Origin of the sequence: Paenibacillus sp. ALJ109b, assembly GCF_010747435.1 — a bacterium.
GTDB lineage: Bacteria > Bacillota > Bacilli > Paenibacillales > Paenibacillaceae > Paenibacillus > Paenibacillus taichungensis.
In genome coordinates this window covers 189,103-212,596 of the sequence record NZ_JAAIFP010000004.1, presented here as the reverse complement: position 1 = coordinate 212,596, position 23,494 = coordinate 189,103, and the positions used below count along the sequence as shown (strand labels likewise).

Genomic DNA, 23,494 nt, shown 5'->3' with positions numbered 1-23,494 from the left:
ATACAAGATTATTTATAAACTCATATTCGAGGAGGAATGTGTAATGTTAACTGCAGATCGCGCAGTAGAAGCTCTGGTGGAGAAGTTTGCAGAGGTGTGTTCCAATGAATATTCGTTGAAAACGGATCGGAGTCCGGAAATCATAGATTATGTGATGGGAACGACGGATAAGTTTCCCGATATGATGGGAGGTTCCAGCCATTATGCGTACCAGACGATAGAAGTACTCATGAAAATTGCCAAAAAAGATGACGGAGACATCTTTTTTCGAGCGGGAGCCATTGTAATTCATATGGAATCCAATTATTCCAGAAGAAATTCGTGGAGAACCGATGGTTTTACGCTCTGCCTTGGAAACGACTCGGAAGCTTATGGACTGAGTGGAAAGAGCAAAACCAATGATCGGATGGGCGAATTGCTGTCCCGTTTGGAGAAAATCAATCGCTATGCTGGAGAGAAGGAAATTCTGGATGAATTAAAGAGCAGACTGAAGGGGAATTTCCATGATGTAATCAATGGAATGATACTCCTTCGACTCTATTCAGATCTCAATAATAGCCCTTCCCATCTTGCCCAGGTGCAACAGTTCACTCAATCTCTGCCTGCATTGTTTCAACATGTGATGACCCATGATACAAATAAGCTGCGGAAAGAATTGCATGCATTGATTGAGCCATTGGTGGTTTGCAATTTTCAAACGAAACATAACAAATCTGCATATGAATTAAATGATGAATTCCTCCAGGAGAAGCACAATCAGGTTATAGCTGAGAACTATTCGAACACTTCTCTTTCCAAAAAGGAGCAACTGTCTTACAGTGAGTTCGACAAGACGATGATCCTTTTGAGCAATGCTTTGTTGTATTTGGTTAACATCAGTGGCGGCAAACAACGTTTCCTTGAAGACAAAAGTGAGGCCGGTCTTATTTTGCTCGAAGCCATAAACCAATTACATGAGATCTATCCACTTGAAGTTCGGCGCTATTTGTTAAGTATGGATACAAGAACGAAAAATGCCAACGAATTGCTGTCAGGGCTGGTGCCCCTGGACGAGCCATATCAGCTCATCGAAATGTTGCGTAATGAACTCGAATCGTACACCATACCATGGCAATTTCTGCAATCAATGATTGTGAATGATCCGCAACAAGCGATTCGTGCATACCACATATTAAAACCCCCATTCCTCAAATTGTGTATTCAAAAAGTGCTGGAGGACCATGGAATCGCAGTGCCAGATGTGGATGAAACGGTTGAGCAAGCCGTATTCAGCGCTCTTCGACATCCATTAGATGGAGGCAGACAGGGAATTGCGATTGCACGATATTTAAACGGGGAGAGTTCCCTTGAGGACTACTGGGAAGATCCGAATAGTCGTGGACTGTTTAATAACCTGAATCGTGACAAAAGGCGCGTTCATAACTTGATCAGCATTAGTTTCCTGCCTTTGGATTCGGAGGCGATGCGTCGGTTCGTGATTCTGACCACGTATCCCGAGTGGACACTGGATATCGTTTCTGATATGTATCAATCTTACGCGTTTAGCGGTGAGAAGCTACTTGAACTTTACAGCCAAGATCCAGAGGTAAAACAAGAGAAATTGCTGTCAAGCCTGATCTCTCTCAACGGTATGACCGATTACAAGTACAAATCGATGCCTAATGATGAATATCGCCGGATCATTCAGCAAAATCTGGACTTTGCTCTGGGACAGTACAAGAAACTACCCACGGACACGCGCATCTTAATTTTGGAAATCACCTTTGAACAACGTCAAGAGCTATCGACTAAACAGGTAGCTGAAGCGATTCGTGCCGGATTGCAGGATTCATCCAAAAAGGCAAATGGCGTGGCGTTATCTGAATTCAATCGGATTCCTGACCAGGACTTATACACGACAATATATCGTTCCGAGAAAAAAACGGGTGTGAAAGAAATGGCTTTGAGCGCCATCCGCAGTTTGGATCACAGCAAGGATATATACCTTGAGCTTCTGAAGGGTGAGAAGTCTGCCGAATGGAAGAACCTGATTCAAATTCTGCTGGATACCGCTGATCAAAGCCCAGAGTATGCTCATGCGGCACTTGCAGATCAAGCAGATGCCAAAAAGCTGACCAGACTAAGCTGGTTGTCCTTGAACGATCTTCCTTCTCTGATACGTTCAGAGGACAATCAACCATTAGATGATCGAATCAAGCAATATATCTTGGTGCAATCAATAGATCATACATCTGCGCCGAACGAAAGATTGAATGAACTACGTGAGTATGTAAGCGAGGAATCGCTCGCAAGGTTTGCTAGCGAGCTGCTGCAGTTGTGGATTCAGGAGAGTGCTTCTGCGAAGGAGAAGTGGGTAATGTACCTCTCGGCACTCTTTGGCGATACTCAAATTGTGAATATATTGGCTCCCCAAATTAAGGAATGGACAGACAACAGCCGAGGCGCCATTGCGGCTGATGCTGTAAAAGTACTGGCCTATCTTAAGGAACCTTCTTCTCTCATGGCGATTGACAAGATTAAACGCACTGTGAAGAACCGCCAGGTTAAGGGTGCGGCTGAAGAAGCGTTGCAGCTGGCAGCGGAAAATTTGGGACTCACCTCGGAACAACTGGAAGATCGACTCGTCACCACACTTGGTTTTGATAAGAATGGAACGATGCAGCTGAGCTACGGGGAGCGTTCATTCCTGATTAAAGTGAATGGAGATCTGCAGGTCGTTGTTGTAAATGAAGAAACGGGTAAATCTGTGAAGAGTCTACCTGCTCCTGCACAGAAAGATGATGCTGAACTTGCAGCACAATCTAAGGCGCGTTTCACACAATTGAAGAAGGATCTCAAAACAATGGTTAACATCCAGGCGCAACGTCTGGAAGAATCTTTGTCAAAACAACGGCTGTGGTCTGCTGATGAGTGGACAGCATTGTTTGTACAGAATGTAATCATGCAGAAATTTGCTGTAGGTCTGATATGGGGCACATATGAAGATGGTCAGTTAGTCACCACGTTCCGTTATATGGAGGATGGCACGTTTAATACCGTCGATGAGGATGAATATGAGCTGCCTTCGGGATCGCTGGTGGGATTGATTCATCCACTCGAACTTGACCAATCTACGCTCGAAGGATGGAAAACGCAGCTGGAGGATTATGAGATCAAGCAGCCGTTTGAGCAGCTGAATCGTCAAATTCATGTGCCTGAGAATGAAGACAAAAACAAGGTTGAATATGACCGCTTGCCGGAGTCTGATTTCTCTCCCACCGCATTTCCCAAAGCACTGGAGAAATACGGATGGATCAAAGGTCCAGCACAGGATGGCGGCTGGTATCATGAATTTTACAAAGAGTATGGAGATCTTATCGCAGAACTTCGCTTCAGTGGTACCAGCATTTCATATTATGAAGGATTGGAAGATATCACGCTGGAATCTCTGCACTTCTTTAAACCTGCAAGTCAGAAACACTATTATTATAGCGATCACAAGTCCATTGCTTTGGGTGAAATTGCAGGTCGTGTGTTCAGTGAGACGATCTATGATATTTTAAGAGCGTCAGGTCGTTGATCACGTGAGCGGATTTGAACTGAAATTTCGGATGTTTTCGAAGCTGTGTACGGAGGATTATTTGATTCGACATGCCAACAAGGGATTGTACAAACGGTCTCTGAAAGAGTTGGATAATGGCGTGACTGTGCAATACACATGGAATGAAGCCTCTGTGAGTTGTCAGTTGAGTGATGGTACAGATTGTACGCTTGAAAATACGCTGGATCATTGGGAGTGCTCCTGTCCGGCAGACAACATTTGCAAACATATACTGATTTCAATTTTATATTATCAACGGGAACATCAGACAGAGGATACATTAAATCAGGGTGAAGCAGCGTCATCAGCAGAGTTGGAACCTAAGTCTGGTATGGAAACGGAGTCCCGCTTCCGCTGGATGGTTGAATCGGATCTAGCTCCTTTGATTAAATCGTATAGTTCTTCCTTGATTGAGGAGGTTCTGTTCCGATTAAGATATCCTGAGCAGATTGAAGTATTGGAAGATTCTCTTCTAACGGTGCGTCTGGTGAAACAAGAAATTGAGGTTTCGTTTACAGAAGAAGCTAGTCTGGCTAAGGCCCTGTGCAAAGTCAAACAAACTGCCGGTAATATGGCCAAACTTGAAGCATTATTGCGGTATCGGATGCAACAAGGTTTGGATGATACGGAAGCCATAAGTGGAAGAGTCCATGATGCCACGTTTTCACTTCAAACGGTGCAGGAATGTCGTTCCATGCTTGCAGGTCTGCTAAAGACGGGACTTGCTCGTCTACCGCAATCGTATATGGCTCAATTGGAGACACTGGCCATTACGGCCCATAGTGGTCATCTTCCCGAAATTGAGCGGAGTTTACGCGGGATTCAGGGAGAACTGCAACTGTTTTTTAACCGACATGTACGGTTCTCCATGCAATCGATGCTTGATCGGGTAAGCAAGTTGTATCTTGCATTACAGGTGCTTGAACAAGAGAAGGTATCTACGTTCAAACAAAGTCAGCTCATTGGCAGTTTCCGAAGTAAATACTATGCGGTTCCAGAGCTGCATCTGTATGGATTGGGGGCTGATGCATGGGAGACACGCTCCGGTTACCGCGGAATCACTTATTATTTCTATTGCTTTGATGATGCGGAGATCTATACGTACAGCGATGTGCGGGCGGTATACTATGAAGATAATCAATTCTCATATACAGAGCATTATGGTTCCTTCACTCCATGGCTGCCCAATCTGACTTTTCGTCAATTTGCCGGGGAAGAGGTGCAGTTTCGCTCGGTGAAAGTAAATGAAGAGCATAGACTCTCCTCCGGGGAAGGCGCAAAGCTTACACTGTTGCCACGAACATCAGTGGAAGAGATGAATCTGGGCAAGTACATGCAAGATATACCCTCCGTACTCGCTGAGGATGCACGCTCATTTGAGTTGTTTTCTGTTCCGAAAGAACGACTGGCGATGATCAAGGTTGCCCGGGTTGTAGAGCATCGCTTCGATAAGCAATTGCAGGATCTTATTCTAACGATGGAGAGTGACCATGGGGAGACGTTAGATCTAACTCTTCCTTATTCAACGGAATGGGAGACCATGATCAAAAGGTTGGAGTCAGGTTATGGAACAGGAACACTCGAACACTTTTATGCTTTCGTGCGTATAGAGCAGCAACGGATATACCCGATCAGCTTCCTGAAGGGTCCAACAGTGATCAGTCTGAAACTGGATACGGGTTATGGAAGGACGGGGAGAATTGGAAGACTATAGTCAGTTGATGCAGAAGATCAGCAGCTGGTCAGAAGAGCTGTTGCTTCGCGGGTTATCCCAATTCACACTGAAAGATATTGAAGTATTGGAACAGCTAATCGCGGAGACCTTGAGGTTTCAAATGACTTTCCTTCGTGAAATACTGGAGCTCATGATCGAAGAGGGCCGAAAAACTGCTCTGGGGAACGGTAATGAGGAGCTTATGTTGCTTCATTATTGCCGCCTCACCCAGTATGTGCAGCTCAGCACTCAAGAATCATCCTGAACCGATTGATACATAAAGAATTGCAGAAGCGTGAGCTCTGCAATTCTTTTTATTTCATTTGAGTAAATTAGGTTTTTGAATCTCCAAAGTTAACGGTTATATTCGCTCAGATGTCATATCCCCGCTTATGATGCATACCCATACCATTAGGCGAATGCTGTCTTAAGGAGGAAACAGGCATGTCCATGAGCGAACCTCTGTTAACACAAATTGTCAATCAACATATCCCCGTTGACGCGACTGTCGTCACCATTGATAAACCGGTAAAACATCCGGCCATTTATGCTTCAGATTTAACCGGAGACGGAATGCCGGAGATTGCTGCTGTATATGAGCAGGACGGAGAATTAATGCTGCTTGTTCTGAAATTTTACCAGGGTCACTGGATCAAGATGTCTTTGACGAAAGGCCTGGGTTATGGTGTTACCTTGCTGACAGCGGCATCTGTGACATCCACGGCGCGGAACAATCTCATTGTTGGCTGGCAGGTCGGTGCGATCTGGTCGAAGCTTGCTGTATACGATTGGACAGAATCAGGACTGACTGATCTCGCGCCAGAAGATTTGTATTACAGCCATGCGGAAATCATCGATATGCCGGGTAACCACGGCAGAGATGGCAAAGTAGAAATTGCACTCTGGATTCATGATACAGGTGAAGCTTATCGGGTCGAGATCATCCGCTGGCAGAATGGGAAATGGGTTCCCGCAACAGATGTATATCCGTATTACTTTCCTAAAGTTGTGCAGTATTACGAACAATTGACTGAACACTATCCAGACTACACTTTCTATTGGTACTATCTCGCAGATGCCCAGTACAAGGCCGGATTATTTCCTGCCGCACTCGTTTCGGTCCAAAAAGCGCTAAGTTTTAGTGACCCATACCCTTCAAGGGAAGTTCTGCTTGAGCTGGAAAAGAAGATTAGGCAAGCCATGGGCACAGATGGGCCGCGTGAAACGACGTGGTTATTTCCGATATCGGTCAGAACAACAACTGGAACCCGGTGGGGCTATATGGACGCCCAAGGTCGTATTCGTCTTGAACCGATACTTGACGATGCCCAAGACTTTCAACGAAATGGCCTGGCTGTCGTGGTGAAAGACGGGAAGACTGGTATCATTAATCTTAACGGGCAATTTGTCGTTCAACCTGTATACGATTCCATTAATCCTTTTTCAGAAGGTCGGGCCATTGTCATTGATTCCCAAGGGTTCAAGATGATTGATGAACAAGGCGCAGTATTGACCAAACGGGCATATCCGTTTATTGCCGATGTGAAGGACGGTCGAGCGCTATTTTACCTTACAGACAGCAGTCAGGCAGGCGGGGAAGTCAGTCGTTACGGTTATTTGGACACCTCTGGAAATGAGGTCATTCGGGCGCAGTTCGCTTCAGCGAACGATTTTCAGGATGGCAAGGCCGTTGTGCAGATCAAGGAAAATGAATATGCGTTAATTAACCGAAATGGTCAGCGGCTGGCGACGTATCCATATGCCTATGTAGGACCTCTAGGTGACGGATTACTTCCTTTTCAGAAAGAAGCATCAGGTAAATACGGTTATATCGACGAAAGTGGTCATATCCGGATTCAGCCGAGCTTCACTTCGGCATTTCCGTTCAGTGGTGGATACGCTATTGTGAATACAGCGGAGGATTACAACTACATCTATGGCGTTATTAACACACAGGGCACATTTACCATCCCACCCGCCTACAATGACATCCGAGACCTGGGTGAACATCGGCTGGCCTTGGGGCAAGCGATTGACCCCAAACAGTCTTTTCTAGGTTCGGTCTATGCAATTGCAGAGGTCAATGGTAGAAAACTTTCGGATTTTGTATATACGGATGTATCGAATTACAAGGGAGGGCTGGCATCAGTCACGAATGGAACACAAACGTTCTTTCTGGATCTAAATGGGCGACCTGCATCGGGATACCCCCGTGTTGAAGGCTCAGGCACACTTGAATTGGTAGCTCCCGATCTGATCAAGGCGTATGTGGACCAGCGCGTATCCTATGTAAACCGAACCGGGCAGATCATTTGGCGGCAAAATACAATCGTTCCACTTCACCCGCCATATCGTGTACGGGAAGAGAAATATAAGCCAAACCCCGATTATCTCGTGTATTATCCGCAGGTGGAAGGGTTAACCGATCAAGCCGTTCAGCTTGCAGTAAACGCCAAGTTAAAGGCACTTTCCCAAGTGAAGCCAATCCCTGCGGATCAGAAGCTGGGTTACACATATACAGGGGATTTTGATATTACGTTCTATCAGCAGCAATTGCTTCAACTCAAACTCACGGGTTATAACTACCCAGCTGGTGCAGCACATGGCATGCCTACGATGATCTATGCGATTATTAATCTGAGCAGCGGCCAGATGTATGAACTCAAGGATTTGTTTAAACCGAACAGTGATTATGTAAAGGTGCTCAGCAAAATTGTAGGTGATCAGATCAAGAACGATCCACAATACTCTTATGTTTTTCCGGACACATATGAGGGAATCAGCCCGGATCAGCCGTTTTTTGTCACAGCCGATGCACTGCATCTATATTTTAGCCCTTATGAAATCGCTCCTTACGTTGCGGGATTCCCGACGTTTACGATTCCTTTTGCCCAGATCAAGGATATTATTAATACAGAGGGTTCATTCTGGAAAGCTTTTCACGAGCAGCCGTAACCAATCCATTTCACCCCGTAACCTAATGCCTACGAATGGTGTTTAGATAGGGGAGGGGATTTTGAGTGTTGCTGAACGCTGTTCAACGTTTTCTGGTTTTGGGGATTGAGTTTGTTATCGTGATGCTGAGTGCTGTAGTCGCAGTTGAAGTCCTGGAAGGATACAAAGTTACAACGACAGAATACTATGGCCTGCGGAATGTGGGTCACATCTTTTTTCTCCTGATCTTTATCACCTTTAGCCCACACGTATTCGCTTTTTATACTGTAGTTGTAAGTCCGATTTCATGGCTTCTGCGTAAATATGTCCCCTTTATTATCGCCAGGGTGATTGTATATAGTGTCGGTTGCGGGTTACTAGGGTCGTGGGTATTTGATCAGATGTTCAGAGACCATATCGTGGAGACATACCATTTGAACCGAACGACTTCCATCTGGCTATTTGCTCTTGCGGGGATGATCTACGCCATAGTAGAAAATAGGGTTATACAACGGTATAAGATGCGAGCAGAGAACATGGGAGTTTCCAATAAGGGTTGAGAACGAAAAGGGTGAAAGATCCCTCAAAGGGAACACTATTCTGCCCCGGAGTATTTTTCACGATATCCATTCATCATTGGTAAGAGGCCATATGTCACATATGGTCTTTTTTTGTTTGCCTTAATTTTTAGATGAAATAAATCAGAATGATCCTATTTATTATCCGTATAGAGGTATTTTTGCTCCGTTTTGAGGTAGTAGCTGATCACTGTGCTGTGAGATATTAATTGGGCGTATATAACACTACGCGATATTGAGAATGATTATTAACGTCAGGAGGAGCGGGATGAACACCACATCTGAAGTATCCGGTTTAATGGAAGTCACCAAGGAGCGGAAAGGTTTGCTGATTACAGCAAGTATCTTCTCTATTTTATCGAGTCTGCTGCAAATGGTTCCATTTATCGGAGTGTATAAAATCGTCGAAGAACTGTTAATCCATGCTCGGGAGCCATCTGGCCTAGACAGGGATTTGCTGATGTATTGGGGATTCGTCTCTTTTGGAGCGCTGATCGCCGGACTTATTGCGCTCTATATCGGAGGCATGTGCTCGCATATCGCTGCGTTCAACATCCTGTACCAACTCAGAGTAAAGCTTGCCGATCATGTGGCAAAAGTGCCGATGGGGTATCACACTCGAACTGCGACAGGTGAGCTGAAAAAAATTATTGAAGTCAGCGTTGAGAAAATAGAGAAGTTCATCGCGCATCAGCTTCCCGATCTGGTGAGTGCAATTGTCATTCCACTGGTGCTGCTTTGCTATTTGTTCTGGCTAGATTACCGTATGGCACTGGTTTTGCTAGTTCCCATGATTATCGGCTTCTGGCTGCAAAGCAGCATCTTCCGAAGTGAACGGGGGCGTCAGGCATATCGTGATTTTCAGCATGCGATTGAAGAGATGAACTCAACAGGGGTTGAGTACGTAAGAGGAATGCCTGCGGTAAAAGTTTTCGGTATTACAGCGGACTCGTTTCTCACCTTTAAACAGGCAGTAACGAGATATCGGGATATCTCGTTGAGAATAACCGATTTATGCAAGACGTCGTATGGCATGTTTTTCATCATCATTATTTCGCTGGTTACCTTTATTGTTCCGATCGGCATTTTACTTTCCAGCGAAAACGCAGGCAATCAGTCTTTTGCGATCACCTTTATTCTATTTCTAATCATTACACCAAGTTTGTCCGCACCACTCTTGAAACTGATGTATCTGGGAAGTGGCATGCGTGAGATCGTAGAAGGTCAGAATCGGATCAAGGCTGTATTTGCCGAGTCGGTTGTACAGGAACCTCTCTCTCCGCTAGTGCCCGATACATATGAAGTGGCTTTTCGGCAGGTATCCTTTGCTTATGAACAAAAGGATAGCGAAACGTTCAAACCTGTACTTCAAGAAGTTGATTTTGTAGCTAAAGCAGGAGAAATGACCGCATTGGTTGGACCTTCGGGTGGCGGAAAATCTACCATTGCCAATCTGCTTCTGCGTTTCTGGGACGTGCAGCAAGGCGATATTACGATTGGCGGGGTTCCCATTCAGGAAATGGGGACAGAGAAGCTGATGGAGACGGTTTCGTTTGTATTTCAGGACGTACATCTGTTCTACGATACGATTGAGGAAAATATCCGCATGGGCAATACAACTGCATCGCGGGATGATGTCATTGCTGCGGCTCAGACAGCTTGTTGTCATGAGTTTATTGAGAAGCTGGATGAGGGATATGACACCAAAATTGGAGAAGGTGGTACGTACCTGTCTGGTGGTGAAGCTCAACGGATTGCCATTGCGAGAGCTTTACTCAAGGATGCTCCCATTCTCGTATTGGATGAAGCGACAGCATATGCGGATGCAGAGAATGAACATAAGATCCAGCAAGGACTTGCCCAACTGGTTCAAGGTAAAACGGTCCTGATTATTGCTCATCGTCTAACAACCATTCGGTCAGCTGAACAGATCCTGGTCATTCGCCAGGGTACCATTGTTGAGCGAGGTACACATGAACAATTACGCGAAGCAAACGGTTTGTATGAGAAGATGTGGCAGGCCCATATTCATGCAGCTTCCTGGAAGCTTGGAGGTGCGAAGCAATGAGGAACTATTTATACAATATATCGGGTGGTAACCCCCGCGGTCTGTTTCCATCCATCATAGCTGCCATTCTGGACGGGATTGCCAAGATCGTTCCGGCTGCGCTGCTCGTTGATATTTTCAATACGATATACAAATCCTTCGCTGAACCGGATAAGGGATTGGACATCCAGCGAATGTGGATTATGTGCTGCATTCTGTTTGCATGGCTGTTGGTGGAGTATGCGGCTTACTCTTCTCTCTATGATAAAACCTATCGGGCAGCATACAGCCTCGCCGCAACGGGACGTTTGAAGCTGGCTGAACATATTCGTCATCTATCATTGGGTTTCTTCGGCAAAAGGGACCCGGGAGATCTGACCAATCTGATTCTGAGTGATTACGGACAAGTAGAGCATACGATCTCTCACAATCTGTCACAGCTCATCAGCGCAATTGTGCTGCCGGTGTTGGCTTTTGTTGGACTGCTGTTTGTAGATTGGCGAATGGCAGTGGCGATGTTCGTCGCTGTTCCACTGGGGGTGGCCTTGTTATGGATGACAGACTCCATTCAGGCTCGCTTAAGCGAGAATCATGTGAGAGCCAAGAATGAAGCGGCCAGTCGGCTGCAAGAGTATTTAACCGGTATTCGTGAGATCAAAGCCCACAATATGGGTGGAGAACGATTTGAACGACTGCGTCGTTCTTTTGACGAGTTGAAGTCGGCATCCATTCGGTTGGAAGGCATTATGGGTCCGATGATTATGGGGGCGATGCTGCTTGCGCGTTCCGGCATGACGTGGATGATTTTGGCGGGGAGTTATTTGCTTGCTGGCGGGGAATTGACATTGCCGATATTTCTGCTATTTTTGCTGGTCGGTACGAAAGTGTTTGAACCTCTGACCGTTGCGCTGATGAGTTATGGCGAGATGCGGTACTCCGCATATAGTGCACGGCGCATTATGGAAGTGCAGCAGGAGGCTCCGATGACAGGAACAGGCAGTGTACAACCTAATCAGGCGATTTCGTTTGACCGCGTAACCTTTGGTTATGATGATGAGCTGCCTGTGCTGAAGAATTTGTCGTTTACCATCCCTCCACATACGATTACTGCACTTGTAGGGCCTTCCGGCAGTGGTAAAAGTACAGTTACCCGTCTCATTGCGCGTTTCTGGGATGTGCAGTCAGGTTCCATTACCATTGGCGGGCAGCCAATTAACCGTATGGACCCGGAGAAACTGTTGGAGGATATCTCTGTTGTCTTCCAGGACGTCTATCTGTTCCAGGATACGATTGGTAACAACATACGTGTAGGGAAGAAAGAGGCTACCCAGGCAGAAATCGAAGAAGCAGCCCACCGGGCTTGCTGTCATGAGTTTATCGCAAGTCTGCCTCAAGGATATGACACGTTAGTGGGAGAAGGAGGCTCGACGTTATCTGGTGGGGAAAAGCAGCGTATATCGATTGCACGTGCGTTGTTGAAAAATGCATCCATCGTTTTGCTGGACGAAGCTACGGCATCACTTGATCCAGAAAATGAAGCCGCAGTTCAGCAAGCGATTAATGAGCTGGTCGCGAACAAAACGGTAATTCTAATCGCCCATCGTTTGAAAACGATTCAAAATGCGGATCAGATCTTTGTTCTGGATCAGGGCCAGCTTGTGGAACAAGGAACGCATGAGCAATTATTGCTAGGCTCGGGGATCTATTCGCGTCTGTGGCAATTACAGCATGATGCCGAGGGATGGCAAGTAAAGGCATAGCGATGAACGTAGTCGTCCAAACCAGATAGATGAATTGACTCAAAAGGAGAATAATTTAAATGTTAAAACGAATTTATATATGGATTGCACTATGCTCCATGCTAATGCTTGCGGCTTGCGGAACTGAACAGACAAGCAGTCAGGAGGTTAGTTCGTCAGAGGGAACGACGCAAGCGACAACGAAAGTCATCACCAATCCAAATGGAGAGGAAGTTACAATCCCCCTTAATCCGGAGAGGATTGTGGATCTGTCCGGCTCAACAGAGGAATTATTGATCGTTGGCAAAACGCCTGTCGCTACAACCAGCGCCGATTATGGGCAGCAGGATCAGATCACTCCACCCCTTAAAGACAAGTTGGATGCAAATACCGTAGTTATGGGGTGGTTGGGCAGCAAATTCAGTATAGAAGCGGTGACTGCATCGAACCCGGATCTGATCATTCTGGGAAAGGATTTTAATACAGATCAGTATGAAACCTTATCCTTGATTGCACCGACGATTGTTTTGCCATACTCCTATTATGATTGGAGAGAACGTCTGACGTTTCTAGCAGATACGTTCGGAGAAAAAACCAAAAAGGATGAGTTCCTGGCTAAATATGATGCAAAGTCGGCTGAGTGGAAGCAAAAACTCGAATCGGCTGTGAAAGGTGAATCTTTTGCGGTCATTGAAACCTATCCCAATAATTTGGTGATCTATTCGAATAAAGGTGCGGCAGAGATGTTGTACGGCGAGTGGGGACTAAAACGCACAGAAGGTATTCCTGAGCCCGAAGGCTGGGGAGGCAAACAGATCAGTATAGAGGCGTTGATCTCCGTCAATCCGGACCAGCTGGTGCTGATGGAGAATAGCGAGAACAAGATGGAAGACAGCAAGGTGTGGAATAACATGAATGCCGTCAAGGATGGGAAGATTTATAAAATCTCCAGCGTAGATAACTACAATTATTCTTATACGGCTATGGGACGGATGGAACTCATGGATCGTTTGGGTAACCTGATTTTGGAAGGACAGAAGTAACGCTGAACAGAAATATAACGAAAGATTAAAAGTTAAACGGTTCGCCATGGATAGGCTTCTCAACAAAAGTTGAGGGGCCTATCTTGATTCCTTGAAAAGGATGATTAAGAACTTAATGGAATATTTTTCTGTTATACTACATGGATATGTGTCTACATACATTCAACTAAATCCATATGAAAGGAGGCATTCATTTGAGAGAAGCAGGATTTTGGGTTAGATTAGGAGCAAACTTGTTGGATGGAATTATCGTTTCAATCCCTTTAGCCATTATTGTAGGTGTACTGACAGGAAATTTTGATAATGACGAGCCTTTAGCTAAACTTTTGAGTGGATTATATTCCATTTTATTACCTGTATTATGGAGTGGCCGAACGATAGGAAAACGTATTTGCGGAATTCGAATTCGAAAATACGATACACATGAGCCCCCTGGAATTGGAACCATGCTCATGCGAGTTGTTGTTGCAGGACTGATATATGGAATCACATTTGGCATTGGTTTCATTGCGAGTGTCATCATGGTTGCTGTACGAGAAGACAAACGTGCAATACATGATTTTATCGCAGGTACCGAAGTTGTCTGGGACTAAAAATGAGAAAGCGAGCCCTGGCATAATATATTCGTTATATTCAAATCCACTCATATTCACCCACGTTACAAGACGATGAACAGTGTTCATCGTCTGTTTTTTTGTGCTGTCAGAAGTACAGTCACAGACCCGCGCCAACACTGCAAATTCAAGGCATTGCAGAAGATTATATAGAGAATTCGTCTATCGTTTTGGCTAAATGATCATTTTGGTTATGACGAAATCAACATGTCATTTCATCTTTTGCGAATATCGCTACAATGCGCTCTCCCTTACTCTGAGGTAGAGCACAGACATTCCCAAAAGGTGGAGGATAAGGTCCATGAGAAGAAAAGTGTTATCTACGAGTTTGATGATCCTGTTATTAGGTACAACGATCCTGGGGTGTTCGTCCGGAGACAGTAAAACGGGCGAAGCTGATAAAGGGACACCAAGCGGATCAACGGAAGCGACAACCTATCCGATTCAAACGGATAAGACGCTTACGTATTGGGGTGAAATTAACGGAAACTTGATCGGGGTCAAAAATTCGCACAGCGAAATTCCATTCTTTCAAAAATGGCAGGAAAAAACCGGCGTGCCACTCAAATTCACGGCACCACCGACCGGTCAGGTCAGAGAATCCTTTAACGTGATGCTTGCTTCCGGGGATTTGCCAGACATGCTGGAGTACAATTTCATCGGAGATTTTCCCGGTGGACCAGAGAAAGCCATCAATGATGGGTATATCCTCAAGCTGAACGATCTGATTGACCAGTATGCTCCGAATCTGAAGAAATACCTGCAGGACAATCCGGACATCGACAAGATGGTCAAAACGGACAGTGGCAGCTACTATGTATTCCCGTTCATTCGGGGAGATGAGTATCTTCGTGTCTTCCAGGGACCAATCATTCGTAAGGATTGGCTGGATGAGCTGGGACTGCCGGTTCCGGAAACGATTGATGAGTGGACAACAACCCTGAGAGCTTTCAAAGAGAAGAAAGGCGCAGCCGCTCCGTTCTCTGTTGTAAGTAAGCCACGATTCTTTAACGATTCCGGTAATGGTGCGTTCCTTGGCGCCTTCGGTGTAAACCGCGGATTCTATCAGGAAGACGGACAGATCAAATTTGGTCCTGCGGAAGAAGGTTTCAAAGAATACCTGACGTTATTCCAGGAATGGTACAAAGAAGGTTTGATTGATAAAAACATCTCGACTGCGGATACCAAATCCGTCGACGGTAACCTCGCTTCTGGTGCTACTGGCGCTAGTGTTGGTAACGCAGGCGGAGGTATCGGCAAATGGCAGCCGCTCGTAGAAGCAAATGATCCGGATGCCGTTCTGGTCGCCGCACCATATCCGGTACTTAACAAAGGTGATATTCCTAAATTCGGCCAGCTTAACCAGGGTTATGCCTCGGAAGGTACGGTTGCCATCACAACAGCAGCCAAGGACCCGGAACTTGCCGTTCGCATGCTGGATTACGGTTACAGTGAGGAAGGGCACATGTTCTTCAACTTTGGTGAAGAGGGTGTCAGCTATAACTTGGAAGGAGATTATCCGAAATTCACGGATTTGCTGCTGAAGAATCCGGATAAACTCGCTCCTGCACAAGCGATTTCACTATATGCCCGCAGCAGCTATAACGGTCCATTCGTTCAAGACAAACGTTATGCCGAGCAGTTCTTTGCATTACAGACTCAGCGTGATGCCATTGATGTATGGAAGAATACACAGGCCGCCAAATATAATCTGCCTTCAATCACACCTACACCTGAAGAGAGCTCCGAATACGCGACCATCATGAATGATATCAACACACTCGTCGATGAGATGACCATCAAAATCATTCTGGGCAACGAATCGGTGGATCAATTCGAGAGCTATGTCGCGAAAATGAAATCGTTACATCTGGATCGAGCTATTGAAATCCAGACAGCAGCACTCGAACGCTACAACAACCGGTAATTGTAAAAGGGGAGGGCTCTAGCCCTCCCGATTGAAAAGAGGTGAAAAGGTACATCATGAGCAATCGTCAATCCTTTAGAAGCCGGTTCGTGCGGGACTTCATGATGAACAAGTATTTATACATCATGATGATTCCCGTTATTGGATATTATTTAATATTTCATTACGGTCCGATGTACGGTGCAATTATTGCCTTTAAAGATTATTCTCCGATGAAGGGTATTTTGGGGAGTGATTGGGTTGGGCTGAAGCACTTTGAAGAATTTTTCAACAGTTATTATTTCTTGCGTGTTCTGAAGAACACCCTTCTTATCAGTTTGTACACACTGGTCTTTGAATTCCCCGCACCGATTATTCTGGCGCTGCTAATTAACGAAGTACGCAAGCGCGCGTTCAAGCGGGTTGTTCAGACGATAACGTATATGCCTTATTTCATCTCTCTCGTCGTCATATGCGGTATTATTACGGACTTCACGAACGCGGATGGTTTAATCAACCGCCTTATCATGATGCTTGGATATGACGGTCAGGCGATGCTGCAAAAGCCCGAGCTGTTCCGTCCGATCTATGTCTTGTCTGAAATATGGCAGCGGATCGGTTGGGAATCCATTATCTATATTGCTGCGTTGATGAGCATCGACCTGGAGCAGTATGAAGCGGCGAAGATAGACGGAGCAAGCCGTCTCAAGCAAATGTTTCACATTACGCTACCCGGATTGCTGCCTATTATTACGATCATGTTCATTCTCCGGATGGGTAATATGCTGAATGTCGGGTTCGAGAAAATCATTCTCCTTTATAATCCGGTGACCTATGAAACAGCTGACGTAATCTCCTCCTTCGTATATCGAAAGGGATTGTTGGAGTTCGGATGGAGTTACAGCTCGGCAGTCGGTCTATTTAACTCGGTGATCAATCTCGTTCTTCTGATTTCGGCGAACTATATCAGCCGCAGAGTGAGTCAAAACAGCTTATGGTGAGGTGGTAACTTTGATTAAGGAAAGTGGTTGGTTTGACCGAATCTTTACGATCTTCAATTATACGTTTCTAATCCTGCTCGTCATCGTCACATTGTATCCGCTGCTCTACGTGTTATTTGCGTCCTTAAGTGATTCAGCGCAGCTGTTAGCAAACAAAGGTCTCCTGTGGAAGCCGGTCGGCTTTAGTCTGGAAGCTTACAAGAGCGTACTTGCCAATCCAGGTATAGCCACAGGTTTCCGTAATACATTGTTTATTCTTGTGTTCGGCGTTATCGTCAATCTGTTCATGACTGCGCTTGGTGCATATGTGCTATCCCGTAAAAACGTGATGTGGAACAAGGTCTTCATGTTCTTTATCGTGTTCACGATGTTCTTTGGCGGCGGGTTGATTCCACTGTACCTGGTTGTAAAAGGCGTTGGCCTGTTAGATACATTGTGGTCGACCATTCTGCCTTTTGCCATCAGCACGTTTAACCTGATCATCATGCGAACGTCATTTATGGGCATTCCGGACAGCCTGGAAGAGTCGGCCAAGATTGATGGAGCCAATCACTTCACCATTTTGTTCCGGATCATTATCCCATTGTCCATGCCAGTAATTGCCGTGATGATTCTGTATTACGCAGTCGATAAGTGGAACGGATGGTTCTATGCGTCTGTATTTATCAAAAGTCGAGAGCTGTTCCCATTGCAATTGGTGCTGCGTGAGATTCTGATCGCCAATTCTACAGAGAGCATGTCGGCAGGTGCATCGGCTGGAGATCGCTTCCAGATCGGGGAAACCATCAAGTATGCGACGATTATGGTAGCGACGATACCAATCCTGTGCATCTATCCGTTTTTGCAGCGCTTTTTCGTGAAAGGTGTCATGGTTGGTTCATTGAAAGGTTAAATCAGAGTATTGAAGAACGGTAAGGAGGTATGACGTTACATGAGCGTATTAAATGAAGTGAACAAGGAAGTATGGGATCAGATTAAAAGTAAAGCCGATCAGATGCTTGCTGCCATAGGTGAAAAGTCTCCGCATGTCGCTGGAGCAAATGGCATCTATGACGACATGAGAATCGATTGGTGGACCTCGGGATTCTGGCCGGGCATGTTATGGATTGTGTACGATATGACGGGTGATGAGAAGTATAAAGAGGCTGCATGGAATTGGGATAAGAGACTATCGGAACGTTTTCTAGAAAACAACTACTTTGATCACGACGTGGGCTTTCATTTCCTGCCTACGGCCGTCATCAAATACAAACTCACCGGAGATGCCGATGCCGCAAGGCGTGCCTTATTTGCCGCCAACTTCCTGGCTGGCCGCTTCAATACCAAAGGCGGCTTCATCCGGGCTTGGAATGGAGACATGCTGGGCTGGTCGATCATCGACACCATGATGAACCTGTCCTTGCTCTTCTGGGCATCTGAGGAAAGTGGAGATCCTCGTTTCAGCCATATCGCCAAAGCTCATGCGGATATGGTCATGAAGCAATTTGTGCGGGAAGATGGTTCTGTGCATCATATCATTCGCTTTGATCCCGAGACAGGTGAACGTGCAGAAGCGATAGGGGGTCAGGGAGCGGCGCCGGATTCGGCATGGAGTCGGGGAGCGGCGTGGGCTTTATATGGATTAACGAATTCGTATCGTTATACAGAGGACCCGGCATATCTGGATGCTGCACAGCGTGTGGCGAACTTCTTCATTTCCAGCCTGCCTGAGGATAGCGTTCCGCATTGGGATTTCCGTGCTGAGCCCGAAGAAGGGGAGGAGATCCCACGAGACAGCTCCGCTGGTGCCATTGCTGCTTCCGGATTGCTTGAGCTTGCAGATGTACTTCCTGATCCGGAAGGCAGACTCTATGCTACTGTTGCCAAACGTATCCTGAGTTCCCTGAGGGATCATTATGGAACATGGGATCTTCCTGAGCACGAAGGTATGCTTCTCGAGGGAACCGGTCATAAACCGGCAGGTCAGAACGTAAACGTCTCACTCATTTACGGTGACTATTTCTACGTCGAGGCGAGTGCCAAATTAAACGGTTGGAAGCACCGCATTTTCTAAAAAATTTAATAAGAATATTAAAAAAATTCTCAATTTGATACCGAATGCCCGATAGACGAAATTAGTCTATTCGGGCTATTTGTGCTTGATTTGACGGGGAAAATTGGTGGTGGCTACCCTTTTTGTCAATCGAATTGAACTTTTTATCTATATCCCAATCGCGCTCTTACCGTTATAATAAATTCCTGATCCAAACATAGATAATCTACGAAGAGTTGGGTGATGAGTTGTTGCTAAACATTCGATATTTGTGGCAAAAACGAGAAAGCATAATTGTAACCTGGCTTGTCTCTTACAGTGCTGTTTTGATTGTTCCGATTCTGATCAGTTTGGTTATTTACATGCAAGCAAATGAGACATTGAAGAGTGAAATACATCGGGCCAACGATTCTTTATTGAAGCAGATGCGATATACGATCGATACTCAAGTTGATCTGATGAAGCGGTTAAACATGGAGATGACGTGGAGTCCAAATCTGCAAACGCTGATGTATTCCAATCAGCCCGCCAAAGAGGCGCCGTATACGGCTTACCAACTGGTAAAGGAACTCCGTCTCTATAAAACATCCTACGCATCCATCGATGAATTCTACGTCGTGTGGAAAAAAGATCAATCCATTCTCCGTTCAGGTAATATTCGGGATATGCGAACGGCATTTCATACCATACATAACACAGGTGCAATGTCTTTCGAAGCGTGGCGGGATCAGATTCTGGGTGCAGAGACGAATCAGTTCGTTATACTGCCACATCAGAATGCAGCTCCGGCGGAGTCTTCCATTGCGTACATTACACGTCTGCCTGATGATTTGAATGGTCAGGAGACCGGTACGGTTGTCGTCATGGCGGATACGCGAAGATTCCAGGAAGCGATTGAGAGCATTTCGGGTTTTAGTGATGCCACGCTGCTGATTCTAAACCAGAATAACGAGATTCTGATGAGCAATCATCCGGGGTCAGAGGAATTGAAGCCATTCATGAATGGCAATCAGGTTCAATTGGATAACGCCAAGGTAGGCAAGTCGGAGATGTTCTACATGGACTCTGCGGTATCCGATCTCAAGTACGCATTGATTATTCCCAGCAGCCTATATTGGGAAAAGGCAGTGTATGTCCGCAATTTTACGTATATCAGCATCGTGGTGAGTCTCATTAGTGCGGGTGTATTGACCTGGTTCTTCATGCGCCGGAATTACTCCCCAATCCAACAGCTCGTGGAATCACTAAAAGACAAAAATAGTCAGAACGAACCTGCTGATCGGAACGAACTTCGGTTTATTCAGAAGGTCATCATGAACACACGTTCAGAAAAGAATGAGATTGCCCAGCAGTTGCAGAAACATCAGCAGGTGCTGCGCTCCAATATGATTAATCGGCTTCTCAAAGGCAAACAGGATACGCTTGTGCCTTATGAAGATGCATTCCGTTCCTTCCATATGCCGCTGTATTCAAGTGAATTTGCTGTTATCCTATTTGTAATCGAGAATGAAGAGAATCTCTATGGAAAGCTGCCAGGTATTGATATCAACGAACGAAACAAGCTAATCCATCTCATTATTTCCAATGTGGTTGAAGAACTTGCTTCAGAGCGTCAGCACGTCGGATATGTGGCTGAAGTTGATGATATGATGGTCTGCCTTGTAAATATGAAAGCGGATTCTTCGGATTGGAACCAGGATCTTCATCACATTGCGGCAGAAGCGCAGCGATTCCTGGAACGCTATGATATGGAATTGACGATCTCCATCAGTGGACGCCATACGTCGTGGATTGGTGTCGCCGAAGCATACCAGGAAGCAGTAGACGCGATGGAATACAAAATGGTGCTTGGCAAGAAAGGTATCATTACCTATGGTGATGTCCGCAGTGATGCGATGGCGGATGACCCGTTTGGCTACTACTATCCGCTTCAGGTGGAACAGCAGCTTCTTAATTTCATCAAATCGGGAGATACCGACCAAGCCAGCGCTTATATGAACGAGATTACAGAGCGAAATTTTGATAAACCGATTATGTCGCTCACACTTGCACGTTGCCTGATTTTTAACCTGGTAGGTACAATGATCAAGGCCATCAATGATCTGGGAGACAGGGATAACCATACGCTAACCCAATACCCGCATCGGATTGAGGACATTATTGCCGGGGATACCATTCAGGAGATGCAGGAGGCTTTGCAGAACTTGCTTGAGGAAGTATGTTCCTACGCCGCTGACAAGCGCGCAACGAATGTATCACAAGAACGTGAGGATTCCCTTCGTCATCTCAGTAGCCAAGTCACGCAGTATATTGAGAATAACTATACAGACGTGAATTTGAACGTCAACGCCATTGGTGAGCATTTTGAGCTTAAGGGCAGTTACTTGTCCAAACTGTTCAAGAATCAGACGGGTGAGGGTCTGCTGGACTGCATTCATAAGTGTCGTATCCGACAGGCTAAAGAAATGATTGAGCATAAACAGGAATCCATTACCGAAATATCCCGATTGGTCGGGTATAACGATGCAGCAACTTTCATCCGGGTATTCAAGAAATACGAAGGCATTACGCCTGGTAAATATAAAGAAATCAGTTGATTGATTTGAAAGGAGACCGGAACATGAACGTAAAGAGGAAGTTGGCATTCATAGCAAAGTTGACAGGATTCATCCTACTACTTGGCATGCTGACTGCTTGCGATCAGAACGGGACAGATTCGGATGCCAAGCTGGATGAACGTTCCGGCTCATCAGAGTACCAGACCGTCTCAATTGCTTCACCCAATGACGATGGAAAATTAACTTACTGGGCAGAATTGAATGGCAATGCAGCGAGCATAAAGTCCAGCTTCAATGAAGTTCCTTTTTTTCAGGAGTGGCAGCGGAGAACCGGAGTCAACCTTCAATTCATCCGGCCTCCCGCCAATCAGGCCAAAGAAGCGATTAATGTGCTGCTTACGTCCGGAGAACTGCCGGATATGATTGAATACGAGTGGAGCAATTATCCCGGTGGGCCGGAGAAAGCGATCAAAGATGGATATATTCTGCGATTAAACGATGTTATTGATCAATACGCACCTCATCTGAAGCAGTACCTGACGGAGCATCCAGACATTGATATGCAGATTCGTACAGCCAGCGGAAGTTATTACGCGTTTCCTTTTATTCAGGGAGATGATAAGCTGCGAACCTATCAAGGGCCGATTATCCGGAACGACTGGCTGGATGAACTTGGACTTGATGTGCCAACCACGATTGACGAATGGCATACGATGCTTCAGGCATTTAAGGACAAAAAGGGAGCTGACGCCCCGCTTACTTTTCTAGGTGTTCCGAATCCGTTGTTTGGTATCGAAGGTGGAGGTTTTATTGGCGCTTTTGGCATTAAAAAGGGGTTCTACGTGGAAGATGGCCAAATTAAGTTTGGGGCACAAGAACCTGAATATAAGGCGTTTCTATCCTTATTTCGTGAATGGTATGCGGAGGGACTCATTGACAAGAATCTGGCTGCCGTCGATTCAGAGACTCAGGATACAAACATGACCACAGGACGCAGCGGCGCGAGTATCTGGAATGCAGGGGCAGGGATCGGTACATGGCTACCCATCTTGCAGGAGTCGGATCCCCATGCAAAGCTTGTGCCAGCGCCATATCCTGTCATGAACAAAGGAGATCGCCCGAAATTTGGTCAACTTGCTCCCGCAATCGGTTCCAGTGGAGTCGCCATATCCAGCAACAGTCATCATGTAGAAGAAGCAGCACGGATGCTCGATTACGGGTACGGGCCTGAGGGACATTTGCTGTTCAACTTTGGTATTGAAGGTGTTAGTTTTAAGATGAAAGACGGGTACCCGACGTATACGGAAACTATTTTGAAAAACCCTGATAAGTGGTCGCCGGCGCAAGCGCTTGCGATGTACACGAGAGCGAGTTATTTCGGTCCATTTGTACAGGATACGCGATATATGGAACAATATTATATTTTGCCGGAACAGAAAGAGGCGGTGCAGTTATGGTCCAGTACGGATGCTGTTCTCCATCAGGTACCAACTCTGCCCAAAACCGAGAAAGAAAGCACGGAGATGTCAGTCATCATGCAGGAAGTGAACAAAGTGGTGGACGAGATGTCGCTTAAAATCATTTTTGGCATTGAGCCGTTGGATGCATTCGATACGTATGTCGAGCAAATCAAGTCATTACAGATTGATCGTGCGATTGAGATTCAACAACAGGCATTAGAGCGATATAATCGCGCTGTATCCTCTAAATAAACCCTTATATTGTATAAAATGGGCATTGAAGTTTCG

The 23,494-nt window shown here is 45.8% G+C and carries 15 protein-coding genes; all 15 read left to right on the top strand.

Features of this window, described 5'->3' with window-relative positions; translation table 11 throughout:
• Positions 1-43: 43 nt before the first annotated feature.
• The 15 genes from G3352_RS04060 (at position 44) to G3352_RS03990 (ending at position 23,458) form a co-directional block, all read left to right on the top strand.
• Positions 44-3,559 carry a DUF4132 domain-containing protein gene (locus tag G3352_RS04060; protein ID WP_163754047.1) on the top strand — a complete coding sequence of 1,172 codons (3,516 nt, stop codon included), beginning with the start codon at positions 44-46 and terminating at the stop codon, positions 3,557-3,559.
• A 4-nt stretch (positions 3,560-3,563) separates the two neighbouring features.
• Positions 3,564-5,294, top strand: coding sequence for a hypothetical protein (locus tag G3352_RS04055; RefSeq protein WP_205524699.1), 1,731 nt, complete (start codon positions 3,564-3,566; stop codon positions 5,292-5,294).
• Positions 5,281-5,559: a hypothetical protein gene (locus G3352_RS04050; protein ID WP_163754041.1), complete on the top strand. Its 279-nt coding sequence runs from the start codon at positions 5,281-5,283 to the stop codon at positions 5,557-5,559. The genes G3352_RS04055 and G3352_RS04050 overlap by 14 nt, the downstream gene beginning before the upstream one ends.
• Positions 5,560-5,738: 179 nt before the next feature.
• Entirely contained in the window at positions 5,739-8,249 is a 2,511-nt protein-coding gene (locus tag G3352_RS04045) for a WG repeat-containing protein (protein WP_163754038.1), read from the top strand.
• Between the two features lie 65 nt (positions 8,250-8,314).
• Entirely contained in the window at positions 8,315-8,788 is a 474-nt protein-coding gene (locus tag G3352_RS04040; RefSeq protein WP_163754036.1) for a hypothetical protein, read from the top strand.
• A 286-nt stretch (positions 8,789-9,074) separates the two neighbouring features.
• Positions 9,075-10,874 (top strand): ABC transporter ATP-binding protein, encoded by a 1,800-nt coding sequence (locus G3352_RS04035; RefSeq protein WP_163754033.1) that lies wholly within the window; start codon positions 9,075-9,077, stop codon positions 10,872-10,874.
• Entirely contained in the window at positions 10,871-12,613 is a 1,743-nt protein-coding gene (locus G3352_RS04030) for an ABC transporter ATP-binding protein (protein WP_163754030.1), read from the top strand. Before G3352_RS04035 ends, G3352_RS04030 begins: the two co-directional genes overlap by 4 nt.
• A gap of 59 nt (positions 12,614-12,672) precedes the next feature.
• Complete coding sequence (locus G3352_RS04025) at positions 12,673-13,635, top strand: ABC transporter substrate-binding protein (protein WP_240342926.1); 963 nt, start codon at positions 12,673-12,675, stop codon at positions 13,633-13,635.
• A gap of 194 nt (positions 13,636-13,829) precedes the next feature.
• Positions 13,830-14,228 (top strand): RDD family protein, encoded by a 399-nt coding sequence (locus G3352_RS04020; protein WP_433956443.1) that lies wholly within the window; start codon positions 13,830-13,832, stop codon positions 14,226-14,228.
• A 322-nt stretch (positions 14,229-14,550) separates the two neighbouring features.
• On the top strand, positions 14,551-16,176 hold the full coding sequence (locus G3352_RS04015; protein WP_163754024.1) for an extracellular solute-binding protein: 1,626 nt from the start codon (positions 14,551-14,553) through the stop codon (positions 16,174-16,176).
• Between the two features lie 56 nt (positions 16,177-16,232).
• Entirely contained in the window at positions 16,233-17,156 is a 924-nt protein-coding gene (locus G3352_RS04010; protein WP_063563856.1) for an ABC transporter permease, read from the top strand.
• Between the two features lie 10 nt (positions 17,157-17,166).
• On the top strand, positions 17,167-18,048 hold the full coding sequence (locus G3352_RS04005; protein WP_063563855.1) for a carbohydrate ABC transporter permease: 882 nt from the start codon (positions 17,167-17,169) through the stop codon (positions 18,046-18,048).
• A gap of 39 nt (positions 18,049-18,087) precedes the next feature.
• Complete coding sequence (locus tag G3352_RS04000; RefSeq protein ID WP_163754021.1) at positions 18,088-19,209, top strand: glycoside hydrolase family 88 protein; 1,122 nt, start codon at positions 18,088-18,090, stop codon at positions 19,207-19,209.
• 341 nt (positions 19,210-19,550) lie between these two features.
• Entirely contained in the window at positions 19,551-21,785 is a 2,235-nt protein-coding gene (locus G3352_RS03995; protein ID WP_240342925.1) for a helix-turn-helix domain-containing protein, read from the top strand.
• 23 nt (positions 21,786-21,808) lie between these two features.
• Positions 21,809-23,458: an extracellular solute-binding protein gene (locus tag G3352_RS03990; protein ID WP_205524697.1), complete on the top strand. Its 1,650-nt coding sequence runs from the start codon at positions 21,809-21,811 to the stop codon at positions 23,456-23,458.
• Positions 23,459-23,494 lie beyond the last annotated feature (36 nt).

Coding starts and splice junctions, on each gene's coding strand:
- G3352_RS04060 (WP_163754047.1), top strand. CDS start 44: ATGTTAACTGCAGATCGCGCAGTAGAAGCTCTGGTGGAGAAGTTTGCA.
- G3352_RS04045 (WP_163754038.1), top strand. CDS start 5,739: ATGTCCATGAGCGAACCTCTGTTAACACAAATTGTCAATCAACATATC.
- G3352_RS04035 (WP_163754033.1), top strand. CDS start 9,075: ATGAACACCACATCTGAAGTATCCGGTTTAATGGAAGTCACCAAGGAG.
- G3352_RS04030 (WP_163754030.1), top strand. CDS start 10,871: ATGAGGAACTATTTATACAATATATCGGGTGGTAACCCCCGCGGTCTG.
- G3352_RS04025 (WP_240342926.1), top strand. CDS start 12,673: ATGTTAAAACGAATTTATATATGGATTGCACTATGCTCCATGCTAATG.
- G3352_RS04015 (WP_163754024.1), top strand. CDS start 14,551: ATGAGAAGAAAAGTGTTATCTACGAGTTTGATGATCCTGTTATTAGGT.
- G3352_RS04010 (WP_063563856.1), top strand. CDS start 16,233: ATGAGCAATCGTCAATCCTTTAGAAGCCGGTTCGTGCGGGACTTCATG.
- G3352_RS04000 (WP_163754021.1), top strand. CDS start 18,088: ATGAGCGTATTAAATGAAGTGAACAAGGAAGTATGGGATCAGATTAAA.
- G3352_RS03995 (WP_240342925.1), top strand. CDS start 19,551: ATGCAAGCAAATGAGACATTGAAGAGTGAAATACATCGGGCCAACGAT.
- G3352_RS03990 (WP_205524697.1), top strand. CDS start 21,809: ATGAACGTAAAGAGGAAGTTGGCATTCATAGCAAAGTTGACAGGATTC.